Origin of the sequence: Flavobacterium sp., assembly GCF_043760115.1 — a bacterium.
GTDB lineage: Bacteria > Bacteroidota > Bacteroidia > Flavobacteriales > Flavobacteriaceae > Flavobacterium.
On the sequence record NZ_JAYUPK010000151.1, the window covers coordinates 1 to 13,040 of the forward strand.

At 27.9% G+C, this 13,040-nt stretch carries 11 protein-coding genes and 1 pseudogene; 3 read left to right on the plus strand and 9 right to left on the minus strand.

The window, feature by feature from the left end; translation table 11 throughout:
• From ACH2BC_RS12980 to ACH2BC_RS12990, 3 genes and pseudogenes are all read left to right on the plus strand, one after another.
• On the plus strand, nucleotides 1-1,572 hold a 1,572-nt coding region (locus ACH2BC_RS12980), incomplete at its 5' end, for a DNA methyltransferase (RefSeq protein ID WP_395054431.1).
• 7 nt (nucleotides 1,573-1,579) lie between these two features.
• The gene (locus ACH2BC_RS12985; protein ID WP_395054432.1) at nucleotides 1,580-2,326 is read left to right on the plus strand and encodes a hypothetical protein; all 747 of its coding nucleotides are present in this window, start codon (nucleotides 1,580-1,582) and stop codon (nucleotides 2,324-2,326) included.
• Between the two features lie 118 nt (nucleotides 2,327-2,444).
• Nucleotides 2,445-2,699, plus strand: a pseudogene (locus tag ACH2BC_RS12990) (type II toxin-antitoxin system Phd/YefM family antitoxin).
• Nucleotides 2,700-3,005: 306 nt separating this feature from the next.
• Here ACH2BC_RS12990 and ACH2BC_RS12995 read toward each other — a convergent pair.
• The 9 genes from ACH2BC_RS12995 to ACH2BC_RS13035 form a co-directional block, all read right to left on the minus strand.
• Nucleotides 3,006-3,191: a type II toxin-antitoxin system HicA family toxin gene (locus tag ACH2BC_RS12995; protein ID WP_395054433.1), complete on the minus strand. Its 186-nt coding sequence runs from the start codon at nucleotides 3,189-3,191 to the stop codon at nucleotides 3,006-3,008.
• A gap of 5 nt (nucleotides 3,192-3,196) precedes the next feature.
• Entirely contained in the window at nucleotides 3,197-3,580 is a 384-nt protein-coding gene (locus ACH2BC_RS13000; RefSeq protein ID WP_395054434.1) for a hypothetical protein, read from the minus strand.
• Nucleotides 3,581-3,777: 197 nt separating this feature from the next.
• Nucleotides 3,778-5,100: a hydroxymethylglutaryl-CoA synthase family protein gene (locus ACH2BC_RS13005; protein WP_395054435.1), complete on the minus strand. Its 1,323-nt coding sequence runs from the start codon at nucleotides 5,098-5,100 to the stop codon at nucleotides 3,778-3,780.
• A 293-nt stretch (nucleotides 5,101-5,393) separates the two neighbouring features.
• Nucleotides 5,394-6,257 (minus strand): neutral zinc metallopeptidase, encoded by an 864-nt coding sequence (locus ACH2BC_RS13010; protein WP_395054436.1) that lies wholly within the window; start codon nucleotides 6,255-6,257, stop codon nucleotides 5,394-5,396.
• 44 nt (nucleotides 6,258-6,301) lie between these two features.
• Complete coding sequence (locus ACH2BC_RS13015) at nucleotides 6,302-10,246, minus strand: PAS domain S-box protein (protein WP_395054437.1); 3,945 nt, start codon at nucleotides 10,244-10,246, stop codon at nucleotides 6,302-6,304.
• A gap of 257 nt (nucleotides 10,247-10,503) precedes the next feature.
• Entirely contained in the window at nucleotides 10,504-11,859 is a 1,356-nt protein-coding gene (locus ACH2BC_RS13020) for a hypothetical protein (RefSeq protein WP_395054438.1), read from the minus strand.
• A gap of 71 nt (nucleotides 11,860-11,930) precedes the next feature.
• Nucleotides 11,931-12,626 (minus strand): RluA family pseudouridine synthase, encoded by a 696-nt coding sequence (locus tag ACH2BC_RS13025; RefSeq protein ID WP_395054440.1) that lies wholly within the window; start codon nucleotides 12,624-12,626, stop codon nucleotides 11,931-11,933.
• The gene (locus ACH2BC_RS13030; RefSeq protein WP_395054439.1) at nucleotides 12,611-12,820 is read right to left on the minus strand and encodes a hypothetical protein; all 210 of its coding nucleotides are present in this window, start codon (nucleotides 12,818-12,820) and stop codon (nucleotides 12,611-12,613) included. The genes ACH2BC_RS13025 and ACH2BC_RS13030 overlap by 16 nt, the downstream gene beginning before the upstream one ends.
• A 71-nt stretch (nucleotides 12,821-12,891) precedes the next feature.
• The coding region (locus ACH2BC_RS13035; RefSeq protein WP_395054441.1) for a 3-methyl-2-oxobutanoate hydroxymethyltransferase at nucleotides 12,892-13,040 on the minus strand (149 nt) is incomplete at its 5' end.

The window sequence follows — 13,040 nt, forward strand, 5'->3', positions numbered from 1 at the left end:
TGGCTCGATGTCGATATGATGGGCGGAATTGAGTACGAAGAATTTCCGGCTCGAATTGCCGAAGTTGCAATGTGGCTCATCGACCACCAAATGAATATGCAAATTAGTAACGAGTTTGGACAATATTTTGCACGTTTGCCACTCAAAAAGTCTGCAAATATTGTTCACGGAGATGCACTCGAAGTCGATTGGGAAACTGTAATTACAAAAGATAAACTTTCTTATATTTTAGGAAATCCACCATTTATTGGTCATCAATGGAGAAATGATGTACAAAAAAAAGGAATGGAAATTGTTTTTGGTGAATTTAAACGAGCCGGAAGATTGGATTACGTTGCAGCTTGGTATTTAAAAGCTGCAAAATTTATTCAGGGTACAACAATTAAAGTTGCGTTTGTTTCAACAAATTCCATTGTTCAAGGAGAACAGACTAGTATATTATGGGATAAACTATTCACACAATACAACATTAAAATTCACTTTGCGCATAGAACTTTTAAGTGGAACAATGAAGCAAAAGGAAACGCAGGTGTTCACGTTGTAATTATCGGCTTTGCAAGTTTTAATACCACTAATAAAAGTATTTTTGAATACGAAGATATTAATGGTACAGCAAGTGAAATAAAAGCAAAAAATATAAATGCTTTTTTAGTCGATGCTAAAGATATTTTTATAGTATCAAGAGGAAAACCAATTCATCAATTCCCTGAAATGTTTAAAGGTAGCCAACCTACTGATGGTGGAAATCTTATACTTACAAAAGAAGAAAAAGCAGATTTAATTTTAAAAGAACCTTTATCAGAAAAATTTATTAAACAATTTTGGGGTGCAGATGAATTCCTGTATTCAAAAGAAAGATATTGTTTGTGGTTGAAAGAAATAGAGCCTAATGTTTTAAAGAATTTGCATTTAGTGCAGCTAAGAATTTTACAAGTAAAGAAAAGTCGTTTGAGAAGTCCAACACCATCAGTTCAAGACTATGCAAATTTCCCAACTTTATTTACACAAGATAGACAACCAAAAACAAGTTATTTAGCACTGCCAGAAGTTAGTTCAGAAAACAGAAGTTACATTCCGATTGGTTTTCTTTCACCTGATATAATTTGTAGTAATAAGTTACAGATTATTCCAAATGCTTCTTTATATATTTTTGGTGTTTTATCCAGTAAAATTCATAACACGTGGGTAAAATATGTCTCAGGAAGACTTGAAAGTAGAATAAGTTATTCACCGTCAGTATATAATAATTATCCATTTCCAGAAAGCCCAACTGAAATGCAAATTGCAACTATTGAAGAAAAAACACAGAAAGTTTTAGATGTTCGGTTGAGTTTCCCAAACAGTTCATTAGCCGACTTGTACGGAAATTTAACAATGCCACCAGCATTAATAAAAGCACATAACGAGTTAGACAAAGCCGTAGATTTGGCATACAGAAGCGTTGCTTTTACCAGCGAAGCCAACAGAATGGTATATTTATTCGAGTTATACGAAAAATATACTGCCGATTTATTTACAACCCAAAAGCCAAAGAAAAAGAAAACGGTAATAAACGATTTCTTAAAGAACTAAATTAATTATGGAAACCATTTTAACTAATTTTCCAAATGAAGAAGAAAATAAAAAATTAGAAGATTTATTTCTTGCTATATATTTCAACGATTTAAAAAAAATTATTGCTTTCAAGAATGAAAATCCAGAAATATATTCAAAAAAAGAAAAATTTCTAATTGATGGAAATACGAATTTTGACCTTAAAAATTTAACTTTATTCAACCAAAAAATATGGTTTGATACTGAATGGCGAGACGAAATAATGCCACTTATTGAAAAAATTAGACAACGAACCAAACAGATGTTAGATTTTTGGGAAATAGAAATCGGACAAAAAAATAGTATTAAACTTATTGAGTATAATGATTACTGGGATTATTTCTATTGCGATGATCCAAACGACCCTGATGACAACAACGAAGTTATCGGTGATCCAATATCTTATTTTATAGAACAAGGATTTAAAGAAATTGATGTAAAATTATATAATCGAGTTGAGTGTTTCGATTTTGTTGAAGCAAAAAAATTATTAGAACAAGGAGCAAAATCAGATATTGACTTTTATAATGATAATGATAGTAGCACAATTGGACGTGTTCATTCTGAAGTTTCTTATTTAGCAACTTGTCACGTAATTCCTGAATTTCAAGTTTTTGAGAATAAAGGTTACAAGCAGAAATTTGAAATAACAACAATGTTTCGAAATTTACTTGGCTTGGCTGCACATCAAGATATGTTGAACTTATTACACAAATATTATAATGAAGAATAAAGTATTTGTAATTAAATATATTTTTCGCAACTGTTAAAGTTATTTTATCAAAATACTTTAACGTAAAATCTTTTATTTTACAAAATAGTGTACATAAATTTGTATAAAATTATTAATCATGATAGTTACAAATATTTCAGATTTTAGAAAAGACATTAAAACCTATTTTGATAAGGTTTCTAAAAATTTTGAAACACTAATTATAAATAGAGGAAAGATTTGGGAATTGTAATAATGTCTCTTGAAGAATACAATTCTTTAATGGCTACAAATTATGAATTATCTTCTACTGCTAACCAAATGAGACTTGATTCGGCTATTAGAAAAATTAAGAAAAGGAAATTCTTTTAGTAAAGATTTAATTTTAGAATAGAATTAATACCTATTAAGATAAATCAGACGATGATTAACGGTATTGGAAAAATTGCCAAATAAAAATTTATCTACCCAAACCCATAAAACCGAGCACCAACCAAAACTGGATTTTCCTTCTCTATATAACCCAAATAAAATTCATTTTTAGCAGGTAAAATAGATTGTTTTCTTTCTTTTTTATGAACTGCAACGTAGGTTCCAAAATCTATTTTGTGGGTGTTTTCTAGAAATTGAAATAAGTTGATTTTTTAAACAAAAATTTATATCCAATCTGTAAAATCTTTTTTGGTAAGTCCTATTTGTTTTAATGCATTTTTATAATAAATTCAGGTATTGGATCAATGTGAGATTGCAATGTTATTGGTCTTAATAAATCTATTCTTGACCAATGTTCGTGACCACCATTTGTTCTGTTGCAAGAACAACCTTTTTCAGTTAAAAAGTCTCTAAATAATTTGAGAGGAATATTTCTTAAATGCTTTGTAGACATAGAATTTAAAAGGCAAATTCTACTTCTTCTCTTGAAACTTTGTAACTTTTATTATTTACAATTTCATTATATAATGAATTTGAAGTTACCAAATCTGAATCTAAAGGTGGATTAAATTTAGGTTTTTTCTTTGTGCCTTTAATTGACCAACCTAAATCTTCTAAAACTTTGTTTAAAGTGTTTTTATTATGTGTATATCTAAAAAACTCATGCAACGATTCTGAAAAAGATTTTTTGGCTTCTTCACCAGAATGTCCATAACCACTTAAATCCAATGCAGGTGAATATATAATAACAACGTCATCTTCATTAAATTCTACTAATGAAAGACCAACGTGAAATTTTTGATTTGAAAATCCTAAATTTGCAGTTATTTGCAACTTTGACATAAAAATAATAATTTGTTTTTCAAATATATAAAATATAAAGATATTGTATGCTATATAAAAAGCTAAATATTTTACAAACTTAATAAAAACAGATATAACAGTAATCACTAATAAGATTTTAAAAAATTTTGATTTCGTTGAAAATAATAATGTTTTTAACTATTTGATAATTATCAAAAAACTATTTCAAAATCTATCTACCTAAACCCATAAAACCGAGCACCAACCAAAAGCGGATTTTCCTTCTCTATATAACCCAAATAAAACTCATTTTTAGCAGGTAAAACAGATTGTTTTCTTTCTTTTTTATGAAGTTTAATGTAAGTTCCAAAATCTATTTCGTGGGTGTTTTCTAGAAATTGAAATAGGTTGATTTTCGCAACAGCTTCTTTCCAGTTTTCTTGCACTTCGGCTTCGAAAACTTTGGCTTTTGAACCGCTTCCGTAAGCTATGAACCCGAATTTTTTATTTTCTAAATTAGAATTTTGTTGAAAATGATAACATAATGTAGAAAGTAAACCTAGAAAAATAGAACCTGCATACATATTGCCAACTTGTCCAGAAGCAATTTCTGATGGAAAAATAGTCTTGGTTACAAAATCTAAATAGTTTTGTGTTTTAGAAATGGTTTTCACATCTTCTGTAAGATTATTTTCTTTGGCATAAATTTCTACAAATGTTCTTCGTGCTTGAAAACAATAGGGTAGATGCATCAAAATGTTTTGCCAGTTTTGATAAATTGCGCCTTCTTGATTGGTTACTTTTTTATAATGAAAATAGGCATCAGTAATACGATTTATGTAACATTGATTGGAATATTGTCCGTCAAAAACTGGTTGTTCTTTGTAAAATGCAACTTCGTTTTCTAGAATTCCGAACCATTCTGGATTTTCTGTTGTGTTTAGAATTTCGTCTTTAGAGAAATACCTTCTTGGTTTAAAAAAATCAAATACACCTTGTGTAGAAACACCAAATTCTTGTGGAAATGCCAAAATTTTAGGATTGGATTCTATTAACATTGCAATTGCTCCTGCGCCTTGTGTGTATTCGCCAGTAGAATTTAAATCGTATTTGGCATTGTCTGTTGCTACGACTATGGCTTTTTTGGTTGGATTTAATCTTATAAAATCTAATGTGGTTTGCAATGCATCTACAGCGCCAATGCAAGCAAAAGTAATGTCGGTTACATCGCAATGTTGAAATGTTTTTTCGCCATACTGTTGTTCTAAAAGTTGTACAACATAAGATGCAATGGGTTTAGAAGCATCGATACCACTTTCTGTACCAACATAAATTCTAGAAATTTCTTGTGGTTGCAGGTTTTCATCTTGTAGTAATTTATAAACTGCATTGGTTGCAAATGTTACTACATCTTGATGCACATCTGGAAAACTCATTTTGTGTAAACCCAAACCTTTTATAAGTTTTTCTGGTTCGATGTTTCGGTTTTCGGCTAGTACTTTTATTGGTAAATGTAACTTGGGTATGTTAAAGGTGATGCTGCTAATTCCTACTTTCATTTGGTATTTTATAAATTGGTTGCAACAAATTTATAAATTGATTTGTTGAAATTGATTTAACAATTTATAAATATTTACTTAATATATTCGATTTGCGAATGTGATAAAAAAGAGGTTTTAATTGTTGCAAATTTTCAAATATTACTACGAATTAGCCCAGATAAAAGTGAAAAGCAAAACGCTGGAAAGAAACTAATTTTTCATAAAAAAAAGAGCGACCAACGGAAGCTCTTTTTTTTATTGAAAAATGTTTCTTTGTAGTGTTTTCTTGAAACGGCTAGCTGGATTGGCTTCTATAGATCAAAACCTGCATCTTGAAAGGTGTTTCCTTGATTCATATCGCCGGTTGAAAATCCTTTTTTGAACCAATATTTACGTTGTTCTGATGTTCCGTGCGTAAACGTGTCTGGTTGAAAGTGACCTTGCATTTTGCTTTGAATTGCGTCGTCGCCAACTGCGTGCGCTGCAGAAAGTGCTTCGTCAATATCGCCAGCTTCAAGGTATTGGCTGTTGTATTTTGCCCAAACGCCAGCATAAAAATCGGCTTGAAGTTCTAGACAAACTGATAATTTATTGGCTTCGGCTTGCGATAATCCTTGTTGTGCTTGGCGCATTTTATTTGATGTTCCAAGTATTGTTTGTATGTGATGTCCAACTTCGTGAGCAATTACGTAAGCTGTTGCAAAATCGCCACCTTGTGCGCCAAAACGAGTTTTTAATTCTTTAAAAAACTCTAAATCCATATATACTTTTTGGTCGCCAGGACAATAAAATGGTCCAGAAGCTGCGGTTGCGCTTCCACAAGCTGTTTCTACTGCATCTGAAAAAAGTACCATTTTAGGTTGTTCGTATTGCAAGCCATTTTCTTGAAATATTTTACCAAATGTATCTTCGGTGTAAGCAAAAACTGTTTTGGCAAAATCGCCAGTTTCTTTTTGTTCTGCTGTTAATTCTACTGGTTCGCCGGTTTGTTCTGTTTGTTGACCAGCTTGATTTTGCTGAAATGTATCTAATAAAGGTGCGGCTTCTGGAAAAAACATTTTTACAAGAAAAAACACTATTACTAATCCACCACCACCAACTGCGGCTTTTCCTCCGCCAGACATTCCTCTTCTGTCTTCAACATTATCACTTTGTCTATTTCCTATCCATTTCATAATTAGTTGGGTTAAATTAGATTACAAATATAATTTTTTTTGAATTAAATGGTAATCCATTTTACAATTATTGCTTCAAAAATTTCTTTTATAATTGGTTTAGATGTGTAATCGTCCATTCCTGCTTCAAGACATTTTTCTTTTTCGCCTATTATTGTTCCAGCAGTTAGTGCAATTATTGGTGTGTGTTTTCCTATTTCTAGTTTTCTAATTGCTGCTGTTGCTTCATAGCCGTTTAAAAATGGCATTTGAATATCCATAAGTACCAAATCGGGTTTTATTATTTGGAATTTTTCTACAGCTTCTTTACCATTTACAGCTTCATAAACTGAGCAATTTGGAATTATTTGCTTTACTAATGTCTTGGCTAAAAGCATGTTAATTTTGTTATCTTCTACTAAAAGTATTTTATAATTTTCGTGTCCAAAAGCACTATTTATTTTTTCTGGCTTGTGTATAATTGGTGCATAAATAGCTTCATCTGGATTGATTGTGGTTAAAATATTTACATCAAAATAAAATTCACTACCAGTTTTATATTCGCTTTTTAATTGCAATTGGCTGTTCATTAAACCTAAAAGTTGGTTAGAAATTGTAAGTCCTAAACCTGTTCCTCCAAATTTTCTTGTTGTAGAATTGTCTCCTTGCGAAAATGCATCGAAAATTATTTTTTGATATTCATCTTTAATTCCAATTCCAGTGTCTACAACAGAGAATCTAAGTTTGTAGTTTTCAAAATCTATTTTCTCTAAAATTGAGATTTTCAAGGTTACTTTTCCGTTTTCGGTAAATTTTACTGCGTTGCTAAGTAAGTTTATTAAAATTTGTTTTAAACGAAGACTGTCAGTGTAAATATAACTTGGAATGGCATTTTCAATGTCTAATTGTAAATTTATATTTTTTATATTAGAGTCATATTTTATAAGTTCAATTACTTCTGATGTTAGTTCTAAAAGATTGTATTTTTTAATGTCAAGCTCTAATTTTCCTGATTCAATTTTAGAAAAATCTAGAATATCATTTACAATTTCAAGCAACGAAAGTGCCGATTGATTGATGGTATTCATATAATTTTTTTGAATTTTTTCGAGTTTTGTGTTTTTTAATAAATCTGTAAAGCCAATAATTCCGTTTAAAGGTGTTCTAATTTCGTGACTCATATTGGCAAGAAAATCTGACTTGGCTTTGTTGGCAGTTTCTGCATAATCTTTGGCTTTTATTGCGTCTTCGGCTTCTTTTTGTTTGGTAATGTCTATAAATATTCCGCCAATGTATTCTATTTCACCCTCTTTTTTAATAGCATCTGCATATTCTTCAATCCAAACATAATTTCCATCTTTTCGTTTAATTTGGTATTTAGAATTTATTTGTTTTCCGTTGTTTAAATTTTCGTATTGTTCAACCAATATATTACTTTTTTGGTCTGGATGAATCAATGATACAAATGATAAATTATTGTACAGAAAATCTTCTTTGGGATAACCAGTTAGGGTTTCTATTTCATCATTTATATATACTTTGGTGTAGTTTTCGTCAAACTTAGAAAGGAAAACCGTTCCAGGAATATTGTTGGCAATGAGTTTAAATTTTTCTTCACTTTCAAATATTATTTTCTCGTTTATATTACGTTCTATAGATGTTGAAATATTATTGGCAAGTGAACTTAAAATTATAATTTCATCTGTAGACCATTCTCTTTCTATGGTAGAATCGTCAAAAAATAATAAACCATACATTTCTTCTTTTACATAAATAGGTAAAATTAAAAGTGATTTAATTCCGAACGATTTAAAGAAATTTCTAATTGATTCATCTGGAATTTTATTTACAACAGAACAAAATATTTTAAATTTTTGAATTTCATTTAAAACCCAAGTAAAATTATCTTCGGGTAAATTTAAAAGTTTTTCGTTTAATTCGGTTAAAGAATTAGTTTGGGCATTCCATCTGTATTTTTGAGAAAATATTTTAGCAACGTTGTTATATTCAAAAAATGATAGTCTATCTACATTGGTTACTTTACCTATTTTTTCTAAAATTCCTTCTATAATTTCGTTAGAATTTTTACTGGTTAATAAATTTTTAGTAACTGTATTAATTTCTACTAAAATTTCACTTTTATATTCCAAACTTTTCTCAGCTTCAATTCTAGTATTAGTTTCAACAGCAATTGCAATAAAATCTGAAATTGATTTAGAGAAATTAATGTCTTCATTATCCCAATTTTTAATTTTAGTATTGGATTCTAAAAACAAAATTCCTTCTAATTTTCCGTTTAAGAAAATTGCGGTATGTAATATCGATTTTATATCATTTTTAGCAAAATAGTTGTTTTCAAATTCAATTATATCTTTATTGTTTTTAACGTTAGATGCAACAATAACATTTTCGTTTTCTATTGCGTCAAAATAAATTGGATAAGAATTTTTGTCTATAATTAAATTTTCTTCTAATGTGTTTTTATTTAATTCAAATAATTTTTTACAAACAATATTTTGCTTGCCGTATTTCCAATAACTAGCTCTGTTTACATCTACAGTTTTAGAAATTATTTTTAATAAATAATTTATAAATGAATTAAAATCTTCTTGATTTGTAAAACTTTTTACAGTTAATTGTTTAATAACTTCGTTGTAACGTTTCGATTTTTTTTGACGTCTAATCTCATCTATTTCTAATGTCTTAATTAAACTAACATCTCTAGCAATTGTAGAAAATCCAATAATATTATTGCGCTCATTTCTTTTTATAATTACATTTTGCGACAGCCAAATTGTTTTGCCAGATTTAGTTAACGCAGGAAACTCTACAGTTTTATATTCGTTAGAATCGCTTGGAGGATTTGCATAAAATTCAGTAATTTTTTCTCTATAATCAACACGAACTAACTCTGAAAAATTCATTTTTTTAAGCTCTTCTGTTGAATACTCCATTGTTTTTTTAGCATATTTATTTACGAAAGTATAGTTTCCTGTAGCATCAAGTTCATAAATTATATCTTTCGCATTTTCTACTAAATTTATATATTTATTTTGAATAGAAACTTGCTCTGTAACATCTTGACCGTTGCTAATTATTAAATCTTCTGAGAATTGCTTGTCTTTAAATTGAAAGTATTTATAATCTCCGTTTTTACTTTTTAATTTTTTAGTATACAGTCTTCCTTCTTTATAATTGTTATAATATTCGTTAGCATTAAAAGTAGCATCATCAGTTAATTTCCAAAAGTTTAATCCTTGAACTTCTTCTTGCGTATATCCTAAAAGTTCGTTTATTTGTTCACTGCAAAAAGTTAATTCTCCTTTTTTATTGGTTGCAATTGTTAGTGTATTTCCTTTGTTTACAATTTGATTTGCAAAAAGAAATTTATCATTATTGTTTAAAAAAGAAATATATTTTGCATAATTAATTAACGAAATTGCAATGATAACATTTATCAAAATTATTAATAAATCTAGTGGAATATAATGGTAAATATGTAATATTAAAAATGTAAAAATTATGCTTAACGAATACAACCAATAGTATTTTATTTTGTTAAAAACACTAAAAGAGAAAAATAGTAATATAGTAAATTCTAATATAAATAATTTTTCATTTGGATTAATTGTTATCTTATAAATGATAAAAAGATTATAAAGGAAGAAAATTATGATTATAAATTTGGTGGTGTTTTTTCTAAAAAATTCGAGTTTTGTGCTTAAAATGTAATACAGTATTAGTAGTAAACCAGCAATTATATTTATTGTAAAACTGTTATAAATTCTAACATTAAAAATTTCAATTATAACTTCTGAAACTGGTAATACTATTCCAAAATATAATAGGAATAATCTGCTTTGTTCTACAATAGAATTTTCTTGCGAATAATTTTTTACAAACTCTGAATTAAATTTTTTAGTTCTGTTAGTAATTTTATAAAGTAGTGCAATAAAAAATGTAAATACTAAAAGTATAAACCACCATTTATAATATATTAGATTGGTCAAAGAAAAATAAAATGAGTTAATTGTATTGATTATTTTAATGTTAACTCTAAAACTAATATTTGTTAAAGAGTAAATATTGAACAATATGTTAAAATAAAGCTTATAATTGATTTTTAATAAGAAAAATTCTAAAAAAAGCTAACTAAAAAGTTAAATACAATATTTTTTTAAATTTAATCATTTTTTTTTAATAAAAATATAAAATTATAATTTATTGCAATTAAGTGGTTTGTTTATTAGTAATTGTTTTATTATTATTACAAAAATCCCCATCTAAAACCTGTATAAATATCACCTTGTTTAGAATCATTTAATAATGCAGTTACAATTGAGCTTGAACCTAAATAAAATCCGCCAATTCTAAATCCAACTCCAGAGGTAAATCCAGAAATTTCACTAGAATTAAAAGGAGCAAAAATTTCAAAAATTCCTGATGTAAATCTTGGAGTTAAAGTAAAAACGTTTTGAACTGTTATTTGATCATTATCGTTATTATCATTAAGTTTTTGTTGTAAAAATCCTGTAATGTATAATTTAGATATTAATTTTACATCTGCATATAAATTTAAAGTTGTTGGTAATTTTACTTTAAAATCTTTGTTAGAATTTGTTTTGGTTAAAAAACCACTGTTTAATAAAATGGTTTCTATTTGCTGCAAATTATCAACATTTTCAAATTGGTTTAAATTTAAACTTTGACTTCCTTGAATAGATAAATTATAATTGGTAGAATTATTATTAGCATCTTTAAAAGTCATTGAACCAATGTTTTTAATAGATAAACCTGTGTTTAGTTTATATTTATTAGATTTTGTTGATGCATCTTTCCACTGAAAGTTTACTCCTAAATCTCCAGAAAACCCATTTAATCCACCAAAAACAGATTTAGAATAATCATTAAAATTAGAAAAACTGTTAGCCAAACCACCAGAATAGGCAATGTTTAAATTGGAAGTTGTATTTCTTAAATCTACTTGTCCAAGAGTATTAGCCGTTATAGTTCCATTAAATTTATCTAAACCTAAATTGGCATACGAACCTGGAAAAAGAAGTTTAAATGTTGCTCCAACACTAAATTTATAGCTTTCGTTATTTACTAAATTTGTTGCAGTTGTAAGTCCAATTTCACCCCAAGTTGTTCCATTCATTCTTTGGTTATAATCATTACTAATTGATGTAGAACTTCCTAATAAATTACTTAAACCAGAGTTTACAAGTGCATCTCCAAGTTTAGGATCTACATCTACAATATCTAGTTTTCCTTGAATTTTAGAAGTAATTCCGAATGCCCATTTTTTAAATTTAAATCCAAAACTTGGTCCATAAATTTCTGCATCAGCTCTTAGATTTACTGGATCATTACCTTTAAAAATTATAGTTTCTAAACTAGTATCTGAAAATAAGTCTTTAAAACCTACTTTATTATTAGATACATTAATACTAGTACTTAGTAAACTTCCTTCAAAAGTATTTTTCATATTTACTAACTCTGCTGGATTATTACTAGCATTTAAAATTCCTACTCTACTAGAAGTACTAATTCCTGCAAAATGTTCTTGACCAAATGAATAGGAAGTAATTATAAAAACCAAAATAAAAAGTGAGTTTTTCATAAGATATTTTTTGTAAAATTATTCATATCTAAAATTAAATATTTATAAAAATACAATATTATGTTACATAATTAACATAAATTCCACAAAATATCAATTGGAGTAGGAGCAATTAATGTAATATTTTCTTTAGAAACTGGATGTATAAAACTTAGTTTTCTTGCATGTAAATGAATTCCGCCATCAGTATTACTTCTATCAAAACCATATTTTAAATCGCCTTTTATTGGAGAACCAATTGCTTGAAGTTGCGCACGAATTTGATGATGTCTTCCAGTATGAAGATTTATTTCTAAAGCAAAATAATTATTTAATTCTTTAATAATTTTGTAATCTAACGAAGCTAGTTTACTATCTGGAACTTCTTTTAAATGTGCTTTAGAAGTATTGTTTTTTTCATTTCTTTTTAGATAATGAACTAGTTTATCTTCGTTTTTAGCAGGTTTATTTTTAACAATTGCCCAATAGGTTTTTAAAGTTTCGCGGTTGCTAAAAAGTTCGTTTAGTCTTGTTAAAGCTTTACTTGTTTTTGCAAAAACTACTATACCAGTTGTTGGTCTGTCTAATCTGTGAACCACGCCAAGAAAGACTTCACCTGGTTTATTGTATTTGTCTTTTATGTATTCTTTTACAACTTCAGATAATGGTTTGTCGCCAGTTTTATCGCCTTGAACAATATCGCCAACACGTTTATTAATTACAATAATGTGATTGTCTTCATGAAGAATTTGAAGATTAGATTTTGTTGAGATTATTTTTTCCAAGATTTATTTCTTAAATCTTCAGCAGTTAAAGGATTATCTTTCCATATTCCAGTTGCAAGTGAAAACGAAGTATTTTTATTGGTTCTTTTTTTAGAAACAGTTTTTAATTCAGCTTCAATATTCCAAGATTTTAAAAATTGTAATAAAGCATCAATTTTATTTTGTTCTAAATCATTTTTAAAAATAAGTTGTGTCATAATTTTAAAATTTAAATCAGCTACAAAGATATTGATTATAAAATAAATTTTATTTGTAAAATCACAATTATCTAATATTGCTCACCAGCATTAGGAAAATCTTGACTTTTAACATCGGCAACATAATTTCCAATTGCCTTGGTCATTTGATCGTATAAATCTAAATATCGTCTTAAAAATCTTGGGCTAAATTCATTATTCATTCCCAACATATCGTGAA